The following is a 25,429-nucleotide window of genomic DNA, read 5'->3' as shown; positions in this document are numbered from 1 at the left end:
ATACAGATAGAAGTGATACAGATAGAAGTGATACAGATAGAAGTGATACAGATAGAAGTGATACAGATAGAAGTGATACAGATAGAAGGGGTACAAAGCCAAGTTTCTACCTGAGCGCCTGGCGAAAGAAAAAGAGGAGATGACGTAACATGCTGTTAAAGGGTCTGTATTGGGTGATTTCGATTCTCATCATTCTGGCACTCTGCTGGTTTGGTTACAAGATGATGATGCGCGTCGACAACGCGAGCAGGGAATATCTATCGTTACTGAGGCGCATCGAGCAGGAGCCAAACAACGATACGTTGCGCGAGAAGGTCTACGAAGCTGGCCGACGGTACTACCGCAGCAAAATCACGGGCATCGACGCCAGCATTGAGCGCGATATCAACAACGCGTTGCAGGGTAAGCACAAGGAAAACTACGATGTTCGCGCATTCGACAATTGAGTGTATTTGAGGTTGCACTAGGTCAACTAGGGTGACAAGGGGCTGTGCATGTAGTCGTTGCGCGGTAACGGCGGGATCGAAGGGTGCGAAGTGGTCGGCGGGTCGTCGCGGGGGGCGGTTGGGATTGTTGCGAACCGTCGCGACTCGCTAGGGTATTTTTCGTGCCTTAACGCCACTGAAATCGTCACAAATCTGGAAATAGCGCAGAAATGTTACCTTGCGTGCCTGCTCCCCGCGCCAGTCCCCGTGCCAGGTTCGCCTTCGCGCCACACGGGTCACCTACGCCCTGTGCGGAATACATTTCCACGCGTGAGTGCTCGGAATTTCGGTTGGATACCCGTAAAATAGGTGTAAGGTTCTGGTTTACATCCTGGTAAAACAGGACAAATTGACCCATGAAGCTAGTGTGGATGAGGGGACTGCGCCGCACGCGAATTGTGGTGGTCCTCTGTCAATACAATGGATTCGGAGGGAACCGGACCGCACATCGAGACCGGCAGGAGGATGACTTCATGTCTGAGTTGGACACGTCCAAACATGAGCGGAAGATTGTGCTGCGCAACACGCGTTTGGAGGATATCGATGAAATCATCGCCCTCGGAAAACGGTGCTTTCCCAACATGGAGCCGTGGAAGCGGGCGCAGTTGGAAAGCCATATCCGGATCTTCCCGGAAGGTCAGTTCTGCGTGGAGTTTGAAGGCAAAATTGTCGGTTCTTGCTCCAGTCTTATCGTCAATTTTGACGAGTACGACGATGAGCACACGTGGAACGTGATTACCGACAATGGCTATATTCGCAATCACGATCCCGACGGCTTCAATCTGTATGGCGTAGAGGTCATGGTTGACCCGCAATACCGTCGGATGAAAATTGGCCATCGGTTGTATGAGGCGCGCAAGGAATTGGCTCGCGAGCTCAATTTGCGAAGCATCATCATTGGTGGCAGAATTCCGAATTACCACCTCTACAAGTCACAGATGACACCGCGGGAGTATGTGCAGGAAGTCGAGAAACACAACATTTACGACCCCGTCCTCTCCTTTCAAATTTTAGAGGGCTTTTCGGTCAAACGCATTAACACCCAGTACCTCCCGGACGACAAGGCGTCAGGTGCGTTTGCGACGTTGATGGAGTGGAACAACATTGACTACCGTCCGAAATCGCGGCGGGTTTATCGCGCGGCGTTTCCGGTTCGCATTTGTGCCGTGCAATATATGATGAAGAAGATTGATTCGTTTGACGAGTTTTACACGCAGGTGGAGTACTACGTCAACGTGGCGGCCGATTTCGGATCAGATTTCGTCTGTTTCCCAGAGATCTTCACCACGCAATTGATGTCGTTTCTCGAAGAGAAACGGCCTGACCAAGCGGTGCGCCGACTTGCGACGTACACAGAGCAATATATTGACTTGTTCACAGAACTGGCCGTGCGGTATAACGTGAACATTATCGGCGGTTCGCACTTCGTCGAGGAGGATGGGGACATCTATAACGTCGCCTATTTATTCCGACGCGACGGCACCATCGAGAAGCAGTACAAAATTCACGCGACGCCGAATGAACGCAAATGGTGGGGCATCGCGGAAGGCAATGAGATTCATGTCTTCGATACGGATTGTGGAAAAATCGCGATTCAAATCTGCTATGATATCGAATTTCCCGAGTTGGCGAGGATTGCGGTCGACAAAGGTGCCAATATCATCTTCATTCCGTTTTGTACCGATGACCGACAAGGGTATCTGCGCGTGCGTTACTGCGCACAGGCAAGAGCGGTAGAGAACCAGGTGTACACGGTGATTGCGGGGACGGTGGGCAATCTGACACACGTGGAGAATATGGACATTCAGTACGCGCAGTCAGGCATCTTTGCGCCATCAGACTTCGCATTTGCGCGTGACGGCATTGTCGGTGAGTGTGATGCGAACATTGACACAGTCGTGGTGGGCGACGTCGATTTGGAGATTTTGCGGCGCTCGCGCAACTCTGGTTCCGTGCGACAATTGCGCGACCGCCGGCGCGACTTGTACCGGGTGGAGCTGAAAGGTTTAAAGTTTGAGTGACGCGGATGGCACATTGTCTTTTTGCCTGATTCCGGCGGCGTGGCACGAAGGTGTCCACCGCCGAATCAGGCATTTTATGTGTAGACGATTACTCGTCGAGTCGTTCGAGCGGTTTCTTTGCCGGGCCCTGGACGACGTCTCCAGTGTAGGTAAAGCGGGATCCATGGCAGGGGCAATCCCAAGTGCGCTCGGCGTGGTTCCAGTTGACTTCACAGCCCATGTGGGTACAGGTGGTATCGACGAGATAAATGGTTCCTTGCTCGTCTTTGTACGCACCAGCGCGGTGTCCGTTGTACGTAACGACCGACCCTTCACCGACCACGAGGTCATCTGGATGGTGCGCGGGAATTTGTAGTTTCCCTTTGATTAAATGGGCTGTCACGGTGCCATTGTGCATAAGAAACTTGCGCAGACTCGGGTCCGCGTAAAACCTGCCAGGATGATACAAATCTGCGTATGGGTTGTCACGGCCGAGCGCTAAATCGCGCAGAATATGCGCTGCGACAATACCGGACGACATGCCCCACTTCTTGTACCCAGTGGCCACGAGCACGTTCGGATGGACGTTTGCAATTTCACCGATGTATGGGATTTTGTCGAGTGTGTAGAGATCTTGATTTGACCAGCGGTAGAGGATATCCATCGCGCCGAAGACCTGTTCACCAAATGCCTGTAGGTTTTTATAGTGTGTGAACGTATCCGGTCCTTGTCCTGTCCGGTGTCCATCGCCGGTAATGAGTACCACCGGTTCACCATGTACACGGGCACTTCGCAGCGATCTCGCCGGGCTTTCCGCACAAATATACATGCCCGCGGGGTAGTCTGTTTTTGTCTTGGCTGCGAGAACATATGCGCGTTCAGCGTACATCCGTGCGAAATAGTAACCTTGGCCGCTATAGAACGGATAGTGGGAGCAGGCTAGAATTTTTCGCGCAGTAACTCGATGTCCAGTTCTCGTGATGATGGCTGGAGCGTTGTCGTATGTCACGTCGACTGCGACCGTTTGTTCGAAAATACGCGCACCTTTTTCCTGAATTTCATGAACGAGTGCCGCGAGAAATTTTAACGGGTGAAATTGGGCTTGATGGGACATTCGGATAGCGTTGTGGATAGGGATATGAAGCGGGATGGTGTCGGTGATGTCACCAGGGATTTGAAGTTTCTGGTAGGCTTGATATTCCTTTTCGATTCTTTGCGCAGACTTTGCTGTCGTCGCGAAAACGTACGCGTCTTCAAATTGAAATTCGCAATCCACATTAAGCTCTGTTGCAGTGGATTGGACAAAGTCAATGGCTCGTTGGTTTGACTCGTAGTAACGTTGGGCCTTGTCAAGTCCCCCATGCGAGATGAGTTCGTCGTAAAATAAGTTGTGCTGCGCGGTGAGTTTCGCGGTGGTGTGGCCGGTGGATCCACAAAGGAGCCTGTCCGCTTCCAATAGTGCGACGCTGACCCCCTCTCTTATGAGCAGGTACGCGGCTGTGACGCCTGTGATGCCACCGCCTACAATCGCAACATCGACGTGGATATCTTCGTCAAGTGGACTGAACGTTGGCATCTCGACGCCTTCTCGCCAAAATGGTTTGGACTCTTCTGGTAGTGCGTTTGTGCTGTGATGCGCCTTCATCGATTTGCCTCCTTGGGTTGTTGGATGTTGTGTGTGATGACGCGATTTACTCGTCTATCACCAAAGGCCAAATATGGACGTGCTGTTGCTGGGTATAGTGTAGGCGTGGCGGGGTTAGAGGAGACTCGCACAAAGAAGTTATAAGGGTATTGGTGCGAAAAGTGGCTTCTGCCTCCTGTAACGCAAAAGGGCGGTGGTGAATATCGCCTCGATAGAGACGGCCGTGAGCGGTTGTGAACAGGCAGTACCTATCGGTCAGCCACGATGTCAGGGAACCTTTCTGTGATTCAAATACGTCGGAGGTGGCTCTGTAGTTTACGTCCAGTTGATAGGGGGGGTGTTTAGGGTGACAGCGCGTCAGCGATACGTGGGCTCCCGTACTACCGCGCTCGAAGTGAACTTTAGCGCGGTAGTACGGGAGCCGGAAAAAACGTCGTGCCAACGCGACGGCGAGGGCGTTGCCTGCGTCGAGACTAAAAAACCATACGCCTGGTCGGTCAAAACGCGTGACATAGGTTCGCAGGTTCACCTCCGGAAATGCGCGGATGCCCGGAAACGGCACCATCGCGCGGGGATGCGCGCGGGGATGCAGATTGTCCACGAAGAACGACAATAGGCTAATCCAAGCGGAGTCATGATAGGTGTCCAATTGCAGGTTGCGGGGGATGAAAGGTTCCAGAACGTCCTTTTTGACCGGCCAGTGTGCAAATAGGACGTTCTCCCACGTCTGGTGCAGGAACCATGGCCTGTCTGGTAAGTCGTATTGGCGGTGTGTTTCGGACGAATGTTGCATGTCTTGACCCTCCTAGCGCACTATCTCTAAGGTGCCCAGACATTCGTTAAACTTGAGTAAATACTTGGCGTGAACGAATTCGCAAACATGGCATCGGCAAAGTTTCGATTTGCACCGCTTTCGTCGCAGGGGGCACTGACATTGGTCGGTGGTTGGCAAACAAGCCACCTGCATGGTACCGACTCCGGAATTACAAAGCCGATTCCTGGTTGATTCATTGCAACCCATCGCAAGGCGGGAATGACTGCTGATGTGCAACCAGGAGCGGCCTTGCATGGAATATCATGCATGGAGCAGTGATGACGCATTAAATCAAATAAATCTCCAACTCGTCTTCCGAGTAGCGGGCGCGGATTTGCTCGATTAACGCATCTGCACCGTCGATGGAGTCTTCATACGTACCCCGGACGATACGCACCATTTGCGCGACTTCGTCTGTTGGCGCCAATTCGTCGAAGGTCTGGCCCGTGGCGCCATTGACAGGCGGCTGTAACGCAAATCCCTTGTTTGTTTCGATGATGGCGCGAATGTTTGGCAGATTGGCATAGGCCATGCGCAACTCGATTTTATTTTCTTCCTGTACCAAATGCACTTCGAGCAAGCGGGTATCCATCCAGTAAATCATCCTTATCGACACGTGTTTGACTGGGAATTTGACATGAACCGTCAGATTCCTTTTTATCGTGCCGCACTTTCCCTACGTTGATAACGTAATCTTCGTTGAAACTTCGGGTATTTTGGACACGCCGTGAAAGCCGGGCACGTGCACAGATTCCATGAATTTGTGGTGTTCGCCCATCCGCATATGACCTTTCTGCGTAAGATACACCATCTTCACTTGAGGAGGTCATATCATGTACGGTGTTTTTGGCGGTTACACACAGTGGGCAGTTGTGTTTCTGATTATCTTCGTCTTGTTCTTCTTGCTTGTACCAGCATTTGGCGGTGCAGGCACAGCAGCTTACTAATGACGATGGAGCACCGGTCAGGTGCTCCTTTGGCGGACAAGCCCTGGCGCACGACAGACATGGCAGTCACGCAACTTTTCGTTGGCATCATTGGAATACTACGTATAATGAGTGTATTGAATTTATGGAGTGAGCCATGGTGCCAAACATTGTAGCAAACGTGTTGCCAGGTTAATGCCTCGTGGGTCGTCCTCACGGTTAAAAAATAAGCAGGAATCGCTCTTCGTTATGGTCGAAAGGCGTTGGCGATTCTCGCGGATTGCGTCCCAGTGGGGGCGCCACACGAGGTGAAAAGTGAAGATGGTTCGACTATCGCGATGGTTCTGGCAACTCGTCCTTGCCGACGGTGTGTCGGAACTGGGGAATCAAGCCGGGTGGATGGCTTGTACTTGGGCCGTGTTGTCGCGCCCAAATGGTATTGAATGGGCTTCTGTTCTGTCGTTCGGGTATGGTGTTTGTGTCGCGGGTGCAAATTGCATCGCCGGTGCACTATTTGATAGATTTCCGGTGAAGCGTTTGGCTGTCTTCGCCAGTTTGACGTTAGCTATCATCTGGACCGCTCTCGCGGTTTGTGTGATGTTTGTGTCGCCGGTCTGGATATGGCTTTGTTTACTCCTGATGGCCGGCCTCATCGCGCCATTCACTGAACTCGCATGGATGGTGTTTGTCCCTGTGCTTGTCGCCGACGACCAATTGGAACGTGCGAACGGGATGGGGGAACTTGTATTTCAGGCGGGGGTATTCGCCGGCCCGCTGGTGGGGAGTTGGCTGATTACCGTTGTCGGTTCACCAGCGGCATTACTCGTGGACGCCTGGACGTTTGTTGCCGCTGCTTTGGCCATTCACTGCTTAAAGGTTCCTACGCTCCTGACCGAGACTCGGGCGAAGGCGCCATATGGCGCTTGGTGGCAGTCGTTGCAGATGGGGGCAAAGTATCTCTTCGCCCATCGAGTTGTCCTTGTGGTCACTGCGTTGGCGTTTGTACTCAACTTTGCCTACGGTGTCATCGATATAGCCCTTCCGACGATGGTTCAACGGCAGTTTTTCCAACCGGTTACGCGTCTCGGGATGCTCATTGGTCTGCAGGCATTGGGGATGGGGATTGCCGCTTGCTTTTATAGTTGGCAAGGTCGAAGACTGCGCCATCCATCTTGGCCACTATGGCTTATCGGGATGTTTGGCCTGTGTATGAGTTCGTACTTTTTTGCGCGTGGTCAGTTGTTTGACATCGCTATCCCGACCTTCTTAGGTGGCACAGTCTTCGGCATGGTGCCACCGATGTTCCGCGCTATCATTCAACGAACAGTTCCCACGCGAGTTCGAGGTGCCGTCTTCGGCATCCGCGCTGCGGTGATCTCGGTTTCGGTACCGCTCGGTGGATTTGTCGCCGGTAATGCGTCAATCTTGCTTGGGGGGAGGCCGTCGATAGTGATTGGTGGGATGGCCGTGGTCGTCACGTTGGTAAGTTTAAGCTGTTGGTTATGGATGAGGCGAGATAGTGCGCTGGAAACGCTGGCGGATAATCCGTAAACGCCCTCTGGCATATGCACAAAGGTTTTCTAATAATAGAGTCCGGCATGGCACTGTCCATCGTGCGTCAGTGCCATGCCGGAAGGTTATGGCTTGAGAATTACTTTAATGCATCCGTCGCTTTTCGAATCGAAGATCTCGTAACCGTGGTGCGCCTGCTCCAGTGGTAATTTGTGTGTGATGATGTCACCGGGATCAACCTTCCCAGAGCTTATCAGCTCGTACATGTACGGCATGTAGTGGACAACCGGGGCTTGACCGGTGCGTAAGTTTACGTTGCGGTTCATGATATGCCCGAGCGGAAATCCGTTGTAGCGCATGCCATACACGCCCGTCACCTGAATCGTACCGCCGCGCCGTACAGCTTCTGTCGCGATTTCGATGGCTGAAAGGGTTCCTCCTTGCAGTTTCAACGCGGTCTCTATCATCTCGACTGGCGTCATTTTTCCGTCCATTCCCACGCAGTCAATCACGACATCGGCACCGCCCTTCGTCAGTTCATTGAGGTAGGCACCGGTACTTTTTTGTTGCTCAAAGTTGACGATTTCCACGTTGTTCGTGCGTTTTGCGTGTTCTAGTCGGTAGTTGAGGTAGTCGACGGCAATTACGCGCTTGGCGCCCTTTAGCCAGGCGAACTTTTGGGTAAGCAGGCCGACGGGTCCGCATCCGAGCACGATGACAGTGTCCCCGTCCTGAATTCCTGCGTTATCAGCGCTCCAGTAGGCAGTCGTCATGGCGTCCGCGATGAGTGCGAGTCGTTCGTCCTCGAGTTCGCAGTCGTCGGGGAGGCGAAACGATGTGAAATTGGCAAAGGGGACGCGCAGATATTCCGCTTGCCCGCCGGCATAGCCACCCGTGGTATGGGAATAGCCGAAGAAGCCGCCGGTGTCCTCATATGGGTTTGCGCGTTCGCATTGGCTTTCCAGGTGGTGCGTGCAGTAAAAGCATTCGCCGCAAGCGACGTTAAACGGGATGATGACTCTGTCGCCTTTCTTTAATTTTGTGACCTCTGGGCCAACCTCTTCGACAATCCCCATCGGTTCGTGGCCAATGACGTAGTTTTTCGGTAGCCCAGGAATCATGCCATGGATGAGGTGTAAATCTGATCCACAGATAGCAGAACTGGTGACGCGAATAATCATGTCGTCTGGTTTTTCAATTTTGGGATCAGGGACTTCTTTCACTTGTACATGTTTCATGCCTTGATACGTTACTGCCTTCATCATGGTCTCTCCTCAGTGTTGTGGAGTATCGAATGTTTCGAGAATCGGCGTCCGGTCGCGGAAGAGTGGCAATTTACAAATAGATTGCGTTATCTGTGCTGTTTGAATGTCCATTTGAAACTGTTGTGCGGGGTTGTGCGGTTGTAGCCAACCCTTGCGAATCATCAGTTCACTGAGCTTTTCGTGCATATCGAGCAGGGCGTTCAATTGGTTGCGAACGGTGGTTCGAACTTCAGGCGTGGCACATTCGGTCAGTGCGATGGCGTAGTTGCGAACCCCACTTTTGATGGTGAGTAGACATTCAAGCGCTGCAGATTGATTGGCGAGCGGTATCAAATTGCTAAAACGTTCGATGTCTAAGTCGACTTTCTTGGTATCCATGTTGGTATCCATGTTTGCCATGCTTCATTTCACCTCCGCATTTTGCGTTGGGGGCATCGGCGTCTGTTGGAGCATGGAAGGAGGGTGGTTACCTGATAGTGGTAACCCCGCTAAGAGTGGTTGCAATTCCGCAATTGCCTGAACGGACTGTTGTAAGAATTGTTCCATCACTGCTTTGAGCGCTCTATCTGTGACGAGACCCTCCATGCCCTTTGCTTTCATCGCGCAAATCGTCTCGAAGTTTAGCAACTCGTGTACTTCCATGGCTTCATGGATGGTGAGTGGTGGTTGTGGCATGAAGCGTTCCTCCTTCAAAGTTGATTTCAGGGTTGACTTCTCGCCTTTTGATGCAAATCGTCAGCGCCGTCGTTAGTGACTGACGACCTGTGCATTTGCCCACGAACTCGTCCCGTTCAACGTCACTTTGACAAATGCCGTGCGCTGATAATTTGCGGTTTGAAGCAGCAAGTAACCTAACGTGTCTGATTCGAAGTCCGTCGCTAGCACACGTGGGTATGCGTTTAGCGTGGTCTCCAGGGACGACGAGTGAATGGTGCGCCATGTCATGCCACCGTCCCACGAAGCGACGAGTCGTTGGTCATTGATGGCGAACGCATAGTCCTGGTTCAGGAACGAGACGGGATTGCCCATGTAGTCGGAGACGGCGTCAAATAGCGGGTCTTCGACACGCGTTGTAAATTTGTTGCCGCCGTTGACGGAGCGGAACATAACAAGATGATATTGTGTACCTTTGTTCGTTGGCCTAGCATACCGGACGAGAAAGTTCCCCTCTTGTTCCAACCGCGATGGTTCGTACACGCGAACAGCCTTGAAGCCCGTGAGTCCAGGGGGGGTGTGGAACGTCGATGCAGTCCAGGTGTTGCCTCCGTTGTGCGAATCGTACAAGTGCACGTTCCCGTCCGTCGTGACAGCGACCAACCAACCGTCTTGTGGATTGGTAAAGTGAACGACGGCTTGTGCGCTTGCAGGAAGGCCGGCATCTTTCCCATTGCCGGAAACATGTAGTGCGACTGCGGTCGTCGCGTTGTTTTGCAGACGATAGAGTTGGTGAATGGCGGACGCCTTGCCTTGTCCCCTCAACAAAATGAACCCGTCTTGGTCGCCTAACAAGTTCACGCTTTCCAGTTGCAGACCGCTCGTGGGCAAAGGCAGGGAGGTTTGTGTCCAATGATGCCCCGCATCGTTTGTATGCAAGTTGAGGAGCGTCGATCCGGTGACTGCGAATACGTAAATTGAATTTTCACCTGTCACTTGCACGGTCGGATTCTCCACCGCACCGGTACCTTTATTTAACTGCGCAAGTGGTAAGGTTCTTGGCAACGCGATGGAGTACCAGTTTACCCCGGCGTTCTCTGTTCGTTCAAGGGCAAAATTGCCGTGCAGATATCCCCAGCGATAGCCGACATTTCCATCAAACATCTCCATGTTGTAGAATGTGTTACTTTTTTGGAGCGCTGCCAGGGATACGGTAGCAGGAAGGCTGGCATCGGTTGGCTTTTGGTGAACGAGGCCGGCTGTATCGGCCGGTGTAGCTTTTAATGACGTTCGAGGATCACCGGTGAACGTCCCCAGTGAATCCGCTTTGCCCCGGCCGGTTCCTGGTTGACCAGTGTCGTTGTTACTTGTTACGGAACACCCTGTCAGTCCGATAATCATAGTGAACGTGAGCAAAGACGCCAAGGTGCGAGGCAGTCTCATGTTATGGCCTCCTATCTCAACCAGTTGTTGGTTTGTCGCATAACTGCTCATTAGGTTTTCCTCGTTTTGACGGCTCATGCATCGTGCAGCAGGCGGATGAAACGTTTGTTGAATGCGGTGTGCACACTGGTACAATAAAGTAAGAGGTGAGGAAAAATGGCGATAAATCTCGCTGAGAAGACAGGGCAGGGCATCTCTCCGAAGGCGTTTGTGGCGGGGATGACCAAGAACCAGGAGCAATTCCGGGATTGGTACCGAAAATTTGCTTGGCCGGATGAAACGTTGCGTTCATTTTTTGAAAACTACAATAACAATGGCTTGCGGTGCGTGGTGATTGCTGCAGACTGGTGCGGCGATGTCGTCCGCAATGTGCCTGTCGTATTTCGCTTGATGGAAACAGCCCATATCCCAACGGAAGTGCTGATTATGGAAGAGCATTTGGAAACAATAGATCAGTTTCTGACCATGGGTGGACGTTCAATACCCGTTGTCTTGTTTGTCGATGCACGCGGTGATGTCGTCGGGCGCTGGGGACCACGCCCAACCTATGTACAGGAGCCGATGGTTGCGTTCAAGGCGGAAAATCCGAACCGGGATGCACCAGATTACCAAGAGAAGTTGCAGGTGACGCGCCAAGAAATTATGCGGCGCTATGGCACGGATACGGCGTATCAGAAGTTAATTGTCGAGGAAATCGCGGACATTCTGAAAGCTTTGTAGTACATGGGGACACAAAAAGCGGAGGGGCTATTGGCCTCCTCCGCTTTTTCCGAATACGCGACTTACGCCGCGGCGTTTTTGGCATGTTGTCGACGAGGTTTCCAAACGCGAGCGTACTGTGCGCCAAAGTAGGAACCGATGACAAACAGTGCGGCGATAATCTGCGCGATAATGCCCTGGACATTATTGAATACGCAGAACCAGAGCCCCACCCAATCGGGAATGTGTACTGGAATGGTGGTGGTGCCCATCCAACCAGCCAGTTGCATCTCTTGGATTTGTTCGCCCACCATGACGAGCAGAACGACGCCCAGCATGACACCCGTGAGAACCAACATTTTTTGTATGGCAACTTGCGGTGCGCGAGGAATGTGAGCACAGCGACGATGAGCGACAAGAACAGGCCAATCGCTGCGCCGATGACGACTACGCCAGACCCGAGTTGCATCCGTGTGCTCTGAAGGAATAAATCCACTTCAAAGCCTTCACGATAGACGGAAGTAAAGCCAAGGACGAGCAGTCCTTTATAGGCGACCGACTTCGCGGTTTCCAGCGCGGACGCGTCGGACCCAGCTTCCGAGGAAGACTCCAGCGTCGTGATAATCTCTTTCTTTTTGCGGTTGTGCATCGAGATCCAACCGGTCCAATAAATTCTATGGAAAAACCAGTTCATGACAATCAGCAGCACAATAATCGCGAGCAGTCCAGTGCCAGCCTGAATGTCCAACTCTGGGGTGGTTTGGCCGACTAATGAGATAATGCCGACGACGACAAACCAAGTGACGATAGTCGCGGCAAATGCGAGACCGGCACCGCTTGAAATGGGCCGCCAGTAGACCTGTCGCGTGCGGATGAGACTCGCCGTGATGGCGGACAGGACGAGAATCGTTTCCAGGCCCTCTCGGAATACGAGGATGCCTGTGTCGACAATGGCCGCGCCATGACTGAGGTGCTTGTTCGTTGGGTCTGGATTGCCATTCGCTGTGACACCTTGCCAGACCAGGACACCGACGACAATCACCGCTGCAGCCAAGACCAGCAGCCTGCGTATGCCGAGGGTTTTTTGGACGGTATGTACCATGGTGGTTCCCCCTAGGTTGGATAATAGAATGATTCCGTTTGTATGAATCCTGACTAATCAGGTCATGTTTGCATCGCCTATTCTAACGTTAGGGCTTTCGAAGTGCAATAGTTAGTGCGCGCTAATTTATCACGTATGGGTTTGGGAATTTCGTTTGTTGCGCTGGGTCTATTGCGCTGGATTGGTTTGCTTTTCGACCCTTTGCAATGGGGAGATAACCATTACGCCCCGACGGCAAGATAGCGTCGGGGCGTAATCGACATGTGCTTCGGTTGATGTTCTGGTGCGTTAAGCTAAGGGGCGGAATACAGCGAATGGGCGCGTGTATTTGAATGGTTCGCTCAACTCGTCCAGGCGCTGCAGTGTCTCGGCAGATAGTTCAATTTGTGTGCTCACTGCGTTGTCAGCGACTTGCTCCGGACGCGAAGCGCCGACGATGACGGTCGAGACAGACGGGCGATGCATCAGCCAAGCGATAGATAAGGCCCCGGCGGTCGTCCCCAGTTCTTGCGCCAGGGACTGAACCGCGTCGCCGAGTGCAATTCGCTGTTCGTCGAGGCGCTGTTTGAAGTGAGGTTCTTTTTCTATTCTCGATCCGCTAGGTGTCTGGCCACCAGCGTATTTGCCAGTCAGAATGCCACCAGCGAGCGGGAAATACGGGATAATGCCGATACCTTCCGAAAGGCAGAGTGGTTCTAACTCCACTTCTACGGTTCTATCTGCTAGCGAATAGCACGGCTGAATCGCCACGTAGCGGCTGAGGTGTTCGCGTTCGCTGATGCTGAGCGCCTTCATCAACTCCCAAGCTTGGTAGTTGGAAGCGCCAATGTAGCGAACTTTGCCAGCGCGAACGAGATCATCTAAGGCGCGCAGCGTCTCGTCGAGCGGCGTTTTCGCATCGAGGGTATGTATCTGGTAGAGATCTATATAATCAGTTTGCAGGCGTCGAAGGCTCTCGTCGATTTGTTCCATAATCTCTCTCCGTGACGACCCGCCCGCGTTCGGCGCTTCCCCACGGGGCATGCCGACTTTCGTGGCGAGGACGACATCTTTGCGCTTGCCGCCAGCGAGCGCCTTGCCGATGATGGTCTCGGAAGCCGTGTTGGTATAGATGTTGGCGGTGTCGATGAAGTTGATACCGTGTTCAATCGCTTCGTTGAGAATGCGGATGGACGTCGCTTCGTCCGCACGGCCGCCGAACGAGTTGGTGCCAAGGCCAAGTGCCGAGACTTTGAGACCACTGCGACCTAAGTAGTTATATTTCACAGCCAGATGTCCCCTTTCTACGATTCATCTCGAGATTAGTGTACCGTAATCCTCCGGCAACACCAAACGTTCCGGCACGTCCGCCATCTCGCATTCTCACGCGCTTTGCGTTACCCTGAAAAAAGGAGAACGTGAAGGTGTAAGGGGGCTTCAGACGTGCGACGGGGCCGGTTTGCACCTAGCCCGACGGGCGAGTTGCACATAGGAAACGCGTTTACAGCGGTATTGTCTTGGTTACAGATGAGATCTGCCTATGGCGCGTTCGTGTTGCGGGTTGAGGACATCGATGGGGCGAGATCGAAACGGGAATATGTGCAACAAGCCTTAGCAGATTTGCGCTGGCTTGGTTTGGATTGGGATGAGGGGCCCGACGTCGATGGGCCCTATGGGCCGTATTGTCAGCAAGAACGGCTTTCGCTGTATGAAAAAGCACTGTTGCATTTAGAGGCGCTTGGGCGGCTGTATCCGTGTTTTTGTAGCCGCGCGCAATTGGCGCAGGTCGCGTCTGCACCACACGGATTGTTTGCGGATGAGCCGCGATATCCGGGGACTTGCCGCGATTTGACGCCAGCACAACAGGCCGAATTGGCGGTACACAAGCATCCGGCGCTACGATTTCGCGTGCCGGACGGGGAAACCTCCTTTGTTGATGCGGTTGCTGGCATTCAGCGAGTGGATATGGCGACGGGCGGAGATTTTATCGTTCGCCGCGCTGACGGTGTGTTTGCTTACCAGCTCGCGGTGGTGGTTGACGACGCTGAGATGGGTGTGACGGACGTGTTGCGCGGGATGGATTTATTGTCTTCCACACCACGTCAGATTGCGTTGTACAATGCCCTCGGCAAGCCGATACCCACGTTCGCACATGTGCCGATTGTCTTGGATGTCATGGGTCAGCGGTTGGCGAAGCGAAATCGCTCCATTACGCTGCGGGCGATGCGCGAGGCTGGTGTAGCGGCTGAGGAGATTTTAGGCGTGATTGGTTATTTGGCTGGTTTTTGCGATACATGTCAGCCGATTTCTCTAGATAATTTGACGGACCGGTTTGAGATAGCGAAAGTACCTAAACACCCTGTTCGATTAGATCCGACATCTGCACGGGTTCTTCACTTGCGAGATGTGGGCGTAAATGATGTGGGCGTAAATGATGTGGGCGTAAATGAGGAGGCAGGATGACAACATGGCAACGAGATGGCTGATTAGCACGGACCTGGATGGGACGTTGTTGCATGCAAATGGGTATCCGAGCGCGCGAGCGCGTGCGGCGTTTGCACGGATTCACGAGGCGGGACACGTGATTGTCTTGGCCAGTGGCCGGCACTGGGACCATATGGAGCACGTGGCCCAGTTTCTTGGTGTGCCGTGCTATGTGGTGGCATCCAATGGCGCGTGGATTGGGCGGCAGGATGGGCAAATACTTAGGCATCAACGGATTGACGCGTCGATTGCCAAAAGGCTTGAGCAGGCACTTGTCGGGTTGCCCACGGTGGTGACGGTGACGACAGATGACGAGCGTTTGTTGTTGCGGTCGGGGGACGAAACCATCCGCACGCGTTTTGCGTGGCCGGCGCGCGTGGTGGACGAGATTGGGGACGAAGCAGTCTATAAACTGACGGTGCTCATGCAGGACGGTGTGATGGAACAGGTACTTGCGAGATTGACCGCTGCGTTTTCAGACGAAGAAGTCGAGTTTACGCGTACAGACGACCGGACTGTCGATATCAACGCGAAAGGGATCTCAAAAGGACAGGCGATTGCACTGTTGGCGGATGGGATTGGGATTGACCGCGGGCATATCATCGCCTTTGGCAACGAGATGAACGACGCGTCGATGTTAACTCAGGCAGGGATTGGCGTGGCCGTCGCCGACGCGAATCCGGATTTGTTTGCCTATGCGGACACGCGCACGCATGCGTCCTACGAGGACGGCGTCGCGCGGTGGCTTGAAGCGTTTTTCGTCGATGAGCAGGTGTCCTAAGAGGTGGGCACTGGAAACGGGGGGCAGGCATGATGCGAAATGAGAATGCGGTTCGCTTTGCGTTACACGGTTATGGATACATCGGGCGCGTTCACGTGTTGGCGAGCCAGTTAAACGTCGCCGCGGCAGTTCCAGCACCAGCGGCCGTGTGGGATACGGCCGTTGTGCGCCGCATTGACAGCGTGAGTGCGCACCTGGCGAAAAAGACGTTTGCGTGCGTTACAGATGATTTGTCGGCGCTTGCGGACAGGGATATCGACGCTATCGATATCGCCTCCCCGAATATTGCCCATACCGCAGCGATTGAACAAGCTGTCAAGGCTCAGTGGGGCATTTATTGTGAGAAGCCAGTGAGCCATACGCTTGCGGAGACAAAACGGCTCGCGGCGCTCGTCAACAGCGCGGGTCTTACCAATCAGGTTGCACTCATTTATCGCTTTCATCCAGCCGTCATCGAGGCGCGAGATTGGATTTCGTCCGGCGCTCTCGGCCGCCCCCTGACCTTTCGAGCGGAGCTCATGCACGGCGGTTATTTAAACCCCGAGCGCGCTATGTCTTGGCGTCTCGAGAACAGCGCTTCGGGTGGCGGTGCCACCATCGATTTAGGAATCCACCTGTTTGACACGATACATATGCTGCTCGGGCAGGTTGCGCGCGTTTCGGCGACTACCGAGACGTTCGTCAAACGCCGTCAGGGGGTGTCCGGCGAGCAGGTCGTCGACGTCGACGACTGGGCATCGGCGACATTGTGGATGCAGGGTGGTGCGGTTGGCACTGTTGAGGTTTCGCGGGTACACTATGGACGGGAACGGGATTTTATTGAAATTGTCTGCGAAAAAGGTGTCGTATACATTCCACTTGACGCGTATTGTGGCGTCGAAGTACATACCTATCGCGACGATGTGACGTTCGTCCCACCCAAGCACTCGCTCGTTGTTCAACCATTGGGTGCAAAATTTGCAGCCAATGCGCATCTCAATCTACACGCGACGAGTCTCGCCACCTTTACCCAGCGGATGGCAGGAATCGAATTGGACATTCCCGTTCCAACCTTCGACGAGGCGGTGGCGGCACAGGCTGTCGTCGAAGCGGTTCTTGCTTCGGGGCAGCGTGCAGGTGAACACGTGGTTATTGCGTGACTGTGTTAAGGTGAAATGTCGTTGTGGACGACGGTCTTGTGTCACGCATCTCGATTTCCTTGTGAATGAATCTCGATTTCCATGAAGGAAAAGCTAAATCTGGAGGGATGAGATATGGTTGGAATATCGCAGTTGTGGATAGACGGAGAGTGGGTCGATGCGAAGCGTCACGTGCCGCTGGAGAATCCACACACGGGCGAAGTGATTGCACAAATCGGCTATGCATCAGTCGATGACGCCCGCGTCGCAATTGAGTCGGCGCGGCGAGCATTTGAATCGTTTCGCAAGGTGCCAGCTTGGCAGCGCGCACACATTCTGCGATCTGCGGCGCAACTGATTTCTGATAGAATTGGGGAGTTGGCAGAAACCATCGCACGCGAGTCGGGGAAGCCGTTGAAAGCCGCCCGCGGCGAGGTCGAACGGACGGTACAGACCTACTTGTTTGCAGCTGAGGCCGCGCGGGATATTCGTGGTGAGTCGGTTCCACTCGACGCAGCGCCGCACGGCGAAAATCACACGGCGTACACGATTTATGAACCAATGGGCGTCGTGGCGGCGATTACGCCATTTAATTTCCCGATGAACCTCGTGGCTCACAAAGTTGGTCCTGCAATTGCGGCGGGGAACACGATTGTCTTAAAGCCCGCAGAGCACACACCGTTATCCGCACTCGTGTTGGCCAAGATCTTCAAGGATGCTGGCCTTCCCGATGGTGTGCTCAACATTATTCCAGGCGACGGTAAGGAACTTAGCGAGATTCTCACGACGCACCCCAATGTCGCATTCGTCACCTTTACGGGCAGCCCGCGCGTCGGCAAATTGATTCGTGCGCAGGCCGGGTTGCGCAAGGTCACGCTGGAATTGGGATCGAATTCGCCACTCATCATCGACGAAGGATTTAGTGATACGGAACTGAGCAAAATTGCCGCCGAAACGACCGCGGGGGCATTTAGTTACAACGGGCAAGTCTGCATCTCGATTCAGCGTATCCTGGTTCACCGCAGTATCTACGACAAGTTTACGCAGATGGTGGCCGAACGCGCTAAAGCGTTAAAAATCGGCAATCCTCTCGACGAAGACACGGATATTTCTGCGCTCATTAATCAGGATGCCGTCGATAGACTGGCGACGTGGTTGAAGCACGCCGTGGACAAAGGCGCGAAAGTTGTCACGGGTGGCAAGATTGATGGTCGCGTGATGGAGCCTACCGTTTTGACGGACGTTCCTGCAGATGCAGAGTTCAGCCAGGAGGAAGCTTTTGGGCCTGTCGCATTGTTCGCTCCGTTCGACGACTGGGACGAGGCGATTCGCGTCGCGAACAGCACGCCGTACGGCTTGAATGCCGGTGTCTTTACAAAGAATATCGATCACGCCCTCCACGCCACCCGCGAACTCCAAATGGGCGCGGTGCTGATTAATCAAATTCCGACATTCCGTGTCGATCAGATGCCTTACGGCGGTGTCAAACAGAGTGGTACTGGCCGCGAAGGCGTCCGCTACGCGATGCAGGATATGATGGAGATTAAAATGGTCGCCTTCCGCACGGGTGTATTTTCTGAGTGAGACGACCCCCAATCCAATCGGGGTCTGTGCACTGTCCGCCGCCTGTCCGCGCTGACTGACGGGTAGTCTGTGGTACAGATGTGTTATCTCAAAGTGTGACAGTTAACACAAATAGGGCCGATTTCGGCCCTATTTGTGTTGGTTGGGGTGGCGTGCGGCACTCTGGACACCCGCGAGGCGCTTGGGGTCTCAGGCATCCGTAAGGCGCTTGATGTGCCCCACGTGCCCGTCATCCGCCGACGCTGTAGACGCATGCAATCACGCTTTTGGCGGTCGCGCGCACAAGTAGTGAATCGGTATGCCTTGGGCGCGGAATTTTTGCTCGTACTCGGTTTGGACAAACTGGCTGGAAATCATGCCCACGGTTCCTGTACCGTTGGCTTCCATCCGTCCGGCTCCCGCATCGTCAGCCTCTATGTCCATTGCCGAAAACCCTCGCTCGACGCGCACCAGCGACCAACCTGCATCGGCAATGGACTCGACAGACCATTCAAAGAACACCTGGTTGTCCGTCTTTTGCTCGAGCACGCCGTCCTCGGACAGCAGGTGGGCATAGATGTCTAGCTTTTTGTGAGCGGTTAGCCGGCGGTTTGCATGGCGGGCTTTTGGCCACGGATCGGAAAAGTTCAGGAAAATTTGTTGGACGCGATGCTTATCCAATTTTGGTGCAATATCTTCGATGTCGCCGATGATGAACAGGACGTTCGTCAAGCCCTGTTCCACAGAAGTGGCGGCGGCTTTGGCGATGACTGCGGGGACTTTGTCGATGCCAATGAACATCATATCTGGCCACAGTTTTGCCATTTGGCGTATAAAACCGCCTCGGCCGCAGCCAACTTCAATGCAAATGGGTTTATTTATTGTCTGAAAGGTGTCGGTCAGGTCGTCTTTGCGGTTGTCGCGCAACACTGCCGCCCCTTGTTCTAGCCACTCAGGCAAGTGGCGAGCTCCACGGTAGCGCATACGGAGCCTCCTTACGCATTTCATCTTTTGCATGGTACATTACAATCAGGATAAAGGCAAAGTGGAATTTGGCAGATGACAGGCGAATAGAGGGGAGTTTTCCATGAGCAAGGAAGCACACGTCGGTAGGGAAGCGCTGTTCATCATCGATATGTCGAATGACTTCGTCGCAGATGACGGTAGTTTGACCGCTGGCACAAGGGCGCAGGCCATTGTGCCCTACATTCTGGAGGTCGCAAAGCAGATGCGGGACAATGGAAATGTGGTGGTTATCTGTATGGACACACATCAACCAAATGATTCGCACTTTCAGGAGTGGGCGCCGCATAACGTTGTCGGATCGTGGGGGCATCGGCTCTATGGCGAGCTCGAGGCGTGGTATGCGTCCGCCAAGGACGATTCAGACGTCCTCTTTATTCCAAAGCAAAGTTACAACGCGTTTCATCGGACGGGGCTCGCGGATAAACTTCGGGAACGCGGTGTAGACACGGTTCATATCACAGGGGTGTGCACCGACATTTGCGATTTTTTGACTGCGGCGGGCGCTTACGACGAGGGGTTTCAAACGGTTGTTCACCGGCGCGGTTGCGCGACATTCACGGCGAATCACGATACGTTTATAGAGCAAATGGCACTTTGTTTCCACACCAAGATAGTCGATTGACCCCACTTTTTAGCGCCTTACCAACAGTAAGTACGTGGGGCGTACATAGGTGTTTCACAACAGCAGGGCTACACTGTCGTCCAGTGTGCCCCTCCGTCGGTGGTCTTCAGTAGGGTTGGTGTAAGTGTATCATTCTGAAGCAACAGCCAACCTACTTGGCCAAACATTTGGAAGTTTTGTACCGTTGTCGTGTTATCCGCCAAGGAGTTCGGAATATTTCCGACAGTCGTCCAATCCTGTCCGTCGTCATCACTGTGCATGACGATATCTCGGGCGTCCTTTCGCAACACGACTGTCGCTGCTGATTCGCTCCAAGTCAGGGCTTGGACATTGCTCACGGACAACGTGTGTGTGATTAAGCCACCTTTCATTTCCTTGGCAATCATCAGAAGTTTGTTGCCATCAGGTGACTCAACAAAAAATTCCGCGTGCTCCATTCCGTTTTCCAGCGTGGGGGTAAATGGTGTTACATCTGTGATGGAGTCTGTTAGATGCATTCCGGTCAGGGAACCGAGGACAGTCTGCCAATGCCGCCCCCCATCGGAGGTCTCTTCCATAACAGGGGAAAGGGTCAACGGATTCACCGTGGTGAGGATGCCATGTACGCCGTCTTGAGAAAACGTCATATCGACGTCCACGCCATTATGGGGAAGGGCAGCAGTAGACGAATTTACCTCTTGCCACGTCATGCCGCCATTCGTGGTGCGATACAGATATTTGGGTGCTGCACCGCTGGCTCCATCGCCGAGTAACAACATCCATCCGTATTTGGGTGTCGTAAAACAAATTTGACCGATATGCGTCGCGTCTCCAGGCGAAGGAATCACTACTGTGTGCCACACGTGGTTGCTGTGGCTGCCGTCGGTTTCGGTGGTTGTCAGTACGTGAACACCATCCGCCCGCATGAACGCGAGCGCCCCTAGGTAGCCATTCGCTGTGCCAATAAAGTCGGCATTTGTATAGCCCGTATTGCCAGGTCCTTGTAACGAGACGTCGTAAGGCGGTATCGCAGGGGAGGCAATCGTTTGCCATGTCAAACAGCCGTCGGTGGTTTTGTACAGTTTGAACGTATGTCCAACGTACCCCCACGCGAAACCCGTCGAAGTGTCTAACATCTGCAGATGTGCGTCGCGCAGGTGCAGTTTGTCCTCGAAGGTGGCGTCGCTAGTGCTAGCGTTCGTTAGCGGGTCGCCTTTTGCCGCACTTGTATCCGTCGATTGCTCCGCGGCACTGTGGTCAGGTTTGGATGTGACACTCGTAGAAGTAGAACGCGCGAAAGGCGTCGTGCAGCCAACTAAGCAAAAAATTAATAGACAGCTGCAGACCACGCGTTGCAAGGGAGCAAATTGCACATGTGTCACATCCTTTCCATTCCTGATGGGGACTCGTTGGTGCTTGTTTGAGCCCTGAGTATTTCAAATGCGTGTCAACGGACGCCGAGATCTCGCTCGCTCTTGGCATGCGCTTGTGCGCGAAGTTGGCGTCGCCAGTACAATACGCCATCGACGACGAGAACCCACAGGATGGATAAGGACCCTGCCACCAAGAAGCCGAGCATCGGCAACTGGCAGATTGGGCCGACGACAAAGGCGATAGCTTGTGCTTCAATTGACGTAAATAAAATGACAATGCCAAAGTGGCGGAACAGCCACTGCTGACGAGGGGTTAACAATATATTTGATCCGGCCGCGCGCGTCAGCTTCCGCTCCGGCTCCGAGTCTGCTTCGGATGGCGCCTTTTTGACGGTACTGTCTGTTTTTACGAGAACGCGGCTAAATAGGTAGAGAAAACCACCAATCCAGGCCCATAGCGGCAGCGAACCGAGGTGTTCGTACTGACCCGCATAAATGCCAATCATGAGAATGGGTTTTTTGATTTCGTCAAACGTATGGTCTATCCAATGGCCCACTTTCGACGCCATGTTCATTTTGCGCGCCTTATATCCGTCTGCACAGTCAAGAATGTACGAGATGTGGAACAAGATGGCACCTATGACGAGTGCGAGCGGCGTGGCAAAGTAGAACACCACGGCTGACGCGATGGCGAACAACATCGAAATGACCGAAATCGCGTTTGGTGTCAAACGCGTTTTGCATAACCACTCCGAAATTGGAACGGACAGTGGCAGCGTTGTGTACGTATCCCACGGCTTTGGATGGCGCACGTATGGATTGTCAGCACAACGAAAGAAATAAGTATCTGTAAACTTCACTTCAAGACCTTCCCTCTAAATTCATCGTACACCTTGTGTACAGCCGCAGCGTTGACTGCGACACTATCTCTGAATGGACTAATCATTAAACGGCGACAGTAGCTTGTCAAGTGTTGTCATATCCCATGATTTTCATCAAGGTGACCTGTCTTCTATAATAAGGAGGAGACGATGCTTCGGCGGCGTGTCAGAATGATAACGCAAGTGCAAGGAGTTGTCTGTTGTGACTGATTTTCCACTATTGTTGAAGTCCATTTTATATCGCGCCAATCTCGTCTATCCCGAGCAGGAGATTGTCACGCGCACGGCAAACGGACGGCGGCGTTACACGTACCGTGACATGATTGGGCGCGCGGCACAATTGGCACATGCACTCGATTACGCCGGAATCACAGCAGGAGATAGAGTGGCTTCGTTTGCGTGGAACCACGACAGACATCTGGAATTGTATTACGGAGTACCATGCTCTGGACGCATTTTACATACAGTGAATATCCGCCTTTCCGCGGATCAATTGGTCTATACGATAAATCACGCGAACGACAAAATGCTGTTCGTGGACGAGGACCTCGTGCCGCTAATTGCACCTATTGCCAGCCAATTGCAGACGGTAGAGCGATACGTCGTGTTGACCGACAAGCTCGATGTCTCCGACCTATTGCCAGGTGCAATCTCGTATGAGGCGTTTATCGCCGAGATGCCAGTGGTCTATGACTACCCTGACTTTGCCGAATCGACACCGGCGATACTCGCTTACACTTCGGCGACGACGGGGGATCCTAAAGGTGTGTTGTATTCGCATCGCGGCCTTTACCTGCACACTTTGATGTTTATGACAGGGTATTTCGCGTTGGACGACTCGGATGCAAGTCTGCCGATTGTCCCAATGTTTCACGTGAATGCCTGGGGGCGTCCGTTTTGTGACCTCTGGTCTGGCGCGAAAATTGTTTTGCCTGGTGCGCGGCCGAGCCCGGCGGATATCGCTGACTTGATGGTGAGTGAAGGGGTAACATTTAGCGCCGGTGTACCCACTGTGTGGATGGGGATGCTGGAACATGTGCGAAAGTATCCTGGAAAGTATGACTTTCGTCGCGTGCGGATGCTCATCAGCGGTGGACAGGCATTGCCAGAGAGTTTGGTGCGCGCGTACCAGGAGGAGCTCGGCGTCGCGATGTATCAAGGATATGGGCAGACGGAAACGAGTCCTGTGACGTTTTTGGGCGCTCCGAAACACACGATTTTGCAATTGCCTGCCGACGAACAAATTCGCTATCGCACCAAGACCGGGCTACTTGTTCCCGGATTGGAGATGAAACTGGTCGACGCCGCCGGACAAGCCGTCCCACACGACGGCGTGTCGCGGGGCGAACTCTGGTTGCGCGGACCTTGGATAGCGAACGAGTATTATCGCAACCCGGAGGAGACAGCACAAGCGTTTGTCGATGGGTGGTTTCGAACAGGCGATATTGCGACGATGGATGAAGAGGGCTATCTGCAAATTGTAGACCGGAGCAAAGATTTGATTAAGAGCGGGGGCGAGTGGATTTCCTCCGTTGATTTGGAAAATCTTTTGATGGCGCATGAGGATGTCGTCGAGGCGGCGGTCATCGGGATTCCAGATGAGTTGTGGCAGGAGCGGCCGCTGGCGTGTGTCGTGTTGCGAACAGGCGCAGATTTGGAACAGCCAAGTGATGCGCTGCGCCAATTTTTGCGGGGGCGCGTCCCAAACTTCTGGATTCCGGAGGCATTTGTCTTTTTGGATGAAATCCCGAAGACGAGTGTTGGCAAGTTTGCGAAGAGAACGCTTCGCGAACAATACCGCCGTGGCGAGCTCGCGGTGCAAATTTAGTATCCCGGTGGACCACAAGGTGTCCATCGCGAATAGCATCCGCTTGGAATCGGCTGTCTTTTATTTGTGAATGGTTTGCGAAATGTTGTGCTGGACGTTTGCTGCGGGTTTGCGGTACGCTCAAGCTGAATGGCACAGGGACGGTCATTTTTGTTTGCTGCGTGTAACGAGAGTACTGTTTAGGCGGTGCGGGTATGGTAATGTGTGACACACCGCGTAGCAAGCGCATCCCAGGGGTAAAAAGAGGAATTTGTCATGATTAAAACATACTTCTACAAACATGCAGACGGGACCATGCATCACGACGTAGACTTGAACCAAATCAGTACCCTCCTAGCGGATGAGCGAAACCTTCTGTGGGTTGATCTGTTTGACTGGCAACCGCGCGATTTGCAGTGGTTAGGGCGGATTTTTTCGTTTCACGCACTGGCGATTGAGGACTGTATTTATGATTCGCCGAGATCAAAGGTCGACCGTTATGACGGTTACGACTTTTTCGAACTTCATGCGCTTCGGTACAATGAAGACCGTGACCCGGAAATCGACAGTGAGGAACTGAACGTCTTTTTGGGGAAAAATTATGTGGTGACGGTACACAAGAATCCGATTGAATCCATCGGCAGGATTGCCGATGTCTCGCGCAAGACGCCGCATTATATGACGAAGGGGCCAGATTACCTGTTGTACGCGATTGTCGATGGTATCACCGACACGTATTTTCCGATTATCGAGCGGATTTCCGCCCGTATTGACGAGCTCGAGGTCGAAATCTACGAACATCCGGCCTTGGCGATTACGGAAGAGTTCTTGTCGTTGAAGCGGACCATTGTGCTTATGCGTCGCGTGATTGATCCACAGCGTCGAATATTCTCGACGGTGGGAACGGGTACCCGCTACACGTTCGAAGTTCATAAGGACAACGTGCCATATTATATGGACTTGACGGACCACCTGGAACGCATTTCTGATTCGATTGAAATTTTTCGTGATCTCGTCAGTAGTGCGTTGGAAACCTATTCGTCTTATGGAACGGCCAAGACGAACGAAGCCATTCGTATGTTGACTATCATCACGACGTTGACGGCTACGTTGACGTTGATTACAGGTATTTTTGGAATGAATGTCCCGTTACCTTTTCAGCGGTCATGGTGGAGTACGGTACTCGTCGTCGCAATCATGGTGGGCTTGTGTATATGGATGATTCGGGTGTTTCGAAAGCGCAATTGGATATAAGTAATCCAATTTACCTC

General features: G+C 53.2%; 23 protein-coding genes and 1 pseudogene. 12 read left to right on the top strand and 12 right to left on the bottom strand.

The genetic code is table 11. From position 1 onward, the window contains the following. Positions 1-149: 149 nt before the first annotated feature. The 3 genes and pseudogenes from J3482_RS09360 to J3482_RS22120 all read left to right on the top strand — a co-directional run bounded on the left by J3482_RS09360 (position 150) and on the right by J3482_RS22120 (position 2,506). Complete coding sequence (locus J3482_RS09360; RefSeq protein WP_146822265.1) at positions 150-446, top strand: hypothetical protein; 297 nt, start codon at positions 150-152, stop codon at positions 444-446. A gap of 395 nt (positions 447-841) precedes the next feature. Beyond that, positions 842-1,402: pseudogene (locus J3482_RS22125) on the top strand (GNAT family N-acetyltransferase); the annotation flags it as partial. A gap of 258 nt (positions 1,403-1,660) precedes the next feature. Continuing rightward, entirely contained in the window at positions 1,661-2,506 is an 846-nt protein-coding gene (locus tag J3482_RS22120; protein WP_438938612.1) for a carbon-nitrogen hydrolase family protein, read from the top strand. 88 nt (positions 2,507-2,594) lie between these two features. Here the strand turns inward: J3482_RS22120 and J3482_RS09350 are convergent, their stop codons facing one another. From J3482_RS09350 to J3482_RS09340, 3 genes are all read right to left on the bottom strand, one after another. Then, positions 2,595-4,130, bottom strand: coding sequence for an FAD-dependent oxidoreductase (locus tag J3482_RS09350; protein WP_206922309.1), 1,536 nt, complete (start codon positions 4,128-4,130; stop codon positions 2,595-2,597). A gap of 46 nt (positions 4,131-4,176) precedes the next feature. After that, positions 4,177-4,923 (bottom strand): YqjF family protein, encoded by a 747-nt coding sequence (locus J3482_RS09345; protein ID WP_206922308.1) that lies wholly within the window; start codon positions 4,921-4,923, stop codon positions 4,177-4,179. 307 nt (positions 4,924-5,230) lie between these two features. Beyond that, positions 5,231-5,536 (bottom strand): hypothetical protein, encoded by a 306-nt coding sequence (locus tag J3482_RS09340; protein ID WP_146822269.1) that lies wholly within the window; start codon positions 5,534-5,536, stop codon positions 5,231-5,233. Between the two features lie 655 nt (positions 5,537-6,191). Here J3482_RS09340 and J3482_RS09335 point away from each other — a divergent pair. Next, positions 6,192-7,421: an MFS transporter gene (locus tag J3482_RS09335; protein ID WP_146822270.1), complete on the top strand. Its 1,230-nt coding sequence runs from the start codon at positions 6,192-6,194 to the stop codon at positions 7,419-7,421. A gap of 86 nt (positions 7,422-7,507) precedes the next feature. Here the strand turns inward: J3482_RS09335 and J3482_RS09330 are convergent, their stop codons facing one another. The 4 genes from J3482_RS09330 to J3482_RS09315 all read right to left on the bottom strand — a co-directional run bounded on the left by J3482_RS09330 (position 7,508) and on the right by J3482_RS09315 (position 10,744). Continuing rightward, complete coding sequence (locus J3482_RS09330; protein WP_146822271.1) at positions 7,508-8,644, bottom strand: zinc-dependent alcohol dehydrogenase; 1,137 nt, start codon at positions 8,642-8,644, stop codon at positions 7,508-7,510. 12 nt (positions 8,645-8,656) lie between these two features. Then, the gene (locus J3482_RS09325) at positions 8,657-9,046 is read right to left on the bottom strand and encodes a spore coat protein (protein WP_206922307.1); all 390 of its coding nucleotides are present in this window, start codon (positions 9,044-9,046) and stop codon (positions 8,657-8,659) included. Positions 9,047-9,049: 3 nt separating this feature from the next. Further along, a complete protein-coding gene (locus J3482_RS09320) occupies positions 9,050-9,322 on the bottom strand; it encodes a hypothetical protein (protein WP_236018077.1) in 273 nt (90 codons plus the stop codon). 72 nt (positions 9,323-9,394) lie between these two features. Then, positions 9,395-10,744: a beta propeller repeat protein gene (locus tag J3482_RS09315; RefSeq protein WP_146822273.1), complete on the bottom strand. Its 1,350-nt coding sequence runs from the start codon at positions 10,742-10,744 to the stop codon at positions 9,395-9,397. A 156-nt stretch (positions 10,745-10,900) separates the two neighbouring features. On the opposite strand from J3482_RS09315, the gene J3482_RS09310 reads away from it, so the two are divergent. After that, on the top strand, positions 10,901-11,464 hold the full coding sequence (locus tag J3482_RS09310; protein ID WP_206922306.1) for a thioredoxin family protein: 564 nt from the start codon (positions 10,901-10,903) through the stop codon (positions 11,462-11,464). Here J3482_RS09310 and J3482_RS09305 read toward each other — a convergent pair. Together J3482_RS09305 and J3482_RS09300 are read right to left on the bottom strand one after the other, a co-directional pair. Next, positions 11,385-12,545: an FTR1 family iron permease gene (locus J3482_RS09305; RefSeq protein ID WP_236018076.1), complete on the bottom strand. Its 1,161-nt coding sequence runs from the start codon at positions 12,543-12,545 to the stop codon at positions 11,385-11,387. The two genes, J3482_RS09310 and J3482_RS09305, sit on opposite strands and share 80 nt — an antisense overlap. A gap of 288 nt (positions 12,546-12,833) precedes the next feature. Next, positions 12,834-13,811 (bottom strand): aldo/keto reductase, encoded by a 978-nt coding sequence (locus tag J3482_RS09300; RefSeq protein ID WP_146822276.1) that lies wholly within the window; start codon positions 13,809-13,811, stop codon positions 12,834-12,836. Positions 13,812-13,967: 156 nt separating this feature from the next. On the opposite strand from J3482_RS09300, the gene gluQRS reads away from it, so the two are divergent. The 4 genes from gluQRS to J3482_RS09280 all read left to right on the top strand — a co-directional run bounded on the left by gluQRS (position 13,968) and on the right by J3482_RS09280 (position 18,491). Continuing rightward, positions 13,968-14,987, top strand: coding sequence for a tRNA glutamyl-Q(34) synthetase GluQRS (gene gluQRS / locus J3482_RS09295; RefSeq protein ID WP_206922305.1), 1,020 nt, complete (start codon positions 13,968-13,970; stop codon positions 14,985-14,987). A 4-nt stretch (positions 14,988-14,991) separates the two neighbouring features. Beyond that, positions 14,992-15,789 (top strand): HAD family hydrolase, encoded by a 798-nt coding sequence (locus J3482_RS09290; RefSeq protein WP_188332179.1) that lies wholly within the window; start codon positions 14,992-14,994, stop codon positions 15,787-15,789. 32 nt (positions 15,790-15,821) lie between these two features. After that, the gene (locus J3482_RS09285; RefSeq protein WP_206922304.1) at positions 15,822-16,928 is read left to right on the top strand and encodes a Gfo/Idh/MocA family protein; all 1,107 of its coding nucleotides are present in this window, start codon (positions 15,822-15,824) and stop codon (positions 16,926-16,928) included. A gap of 114 nt (positions 16,929-17,042) precedes the next feature. Next, on the top strand, positions 17,043-18,491 hold the full coding sequence (locus J3482_RS09280; protein WP_146822280.1) for an aldehyde dehydrogenase family protein: 1,449 nt from the start codon (positions 17,043-17,045) through the stop codon (positions 18,489-18,491). A 258-nt stretch (positions 18,492-18,749) separates the two neighbouring features. Here J3482_RS09280 and trmB read toward each other — a convergent pair whose 3' ends face one another. Then, positions 18,750-19,454, bottom strand: a complete 705-nt coding sequence (trmB, locus tag J3482_RS09275; RefSeq protein WP_146822281.1) for a tRNA (guanosine(46)-N7)-methyltransferase TrmB — start codon at positions 19,452-19,454, stop codon at positions 18,750-18,752. 103 nt (positions 19,455-19,557) lie between these two features. On the opposite strand from trmB, the gene J3482_RS09270 reads away from it, so the two are divergent. After that, complete coding sequence (locus J3482_RS09270) at positions 19,558-20,118, top strand: cysteine hydrolase family protein (protein ID WP_146822282.1); 561 nt, start codon at positions 19,558-19,560, stop codon at positions 20,116-20,118. Between the two features lie 68 nt (positions 20,119-20,186). Here J3482_RS09270 and J3482_RS09265 read toward each other — a convergent pair whose 3' ends face one another. Together J3482_RS09265 and J3482_RS09260 are read right to left on the bottom strand one after the other, a co-directional pair. Next, complete coding sequence (locus tag J3482_RS09265; protein WP_146822283.1) at positions 20,187-21,470, bottom strand: WD40/YVTN/BNR-like repeat-containing protein; 1,284 nt, start codon at positions 21,468-21,470, stop codon at positions 20,187-20,189. 74 nt (positions 21,471-21,544) lie between these two features. Further along, positions 21,545-22,330 (bottom strand): CDP-alcohol phosphatidyltransferase family protein, encoded by a 786-nt coding sequence (locus tag J3482_RS09260; RefSeq protein ID WP_146822284.1) that lies wholly within the window; start codon positions 22,328-22,330, stop codon positions 21,545-21,547. A 223-nt stretch (positions 22,331-22,553) separates the two neighbouring features. Here J3482_RS09260 and J3482_RS09255 point away from each other — a divergent pair, with 223 nt between their 5' ends. After that, complete coding sequence (locus J3482_RS09255; protein WP_146822285.1) at positions 22,554-24,179, top strand: long-chain fatty acid--CoA ligase; 1,626 nt, start codon at positions 22,554-22,556, stop codon at positions 24,177-24,179. Between the two features lie 255 nt (positions 24,180-24,434). Further along, a complete protein-coding gene (locus J3482_RS09250) occupies positions 24,435-25,412 on the top strand; it encodes a magnesium transporter CorA family protein (RefSeq protein ID WP_021297564.1) in 978 nt (325 codons plus the stop codon). Positions 25,413-25,429: the final 17 nt, after the last annotated feature.

The organism is Alicyclobacillus suci (genome assembly GCF_017329615.1).
GTDB classification, from domain to species: domain Bacteria; phylum Bacillota; class Bacilli; order Alicyclobacillales; family Alicyclobacillaceae; genus Alicyclobacillus; species Alicyclobacillus suci.
The sequence above is the reverse complement of the archived record's forward strand: the minus strand, read 5'-3'. Positions and strand labels throughout refer to the sequence as shown.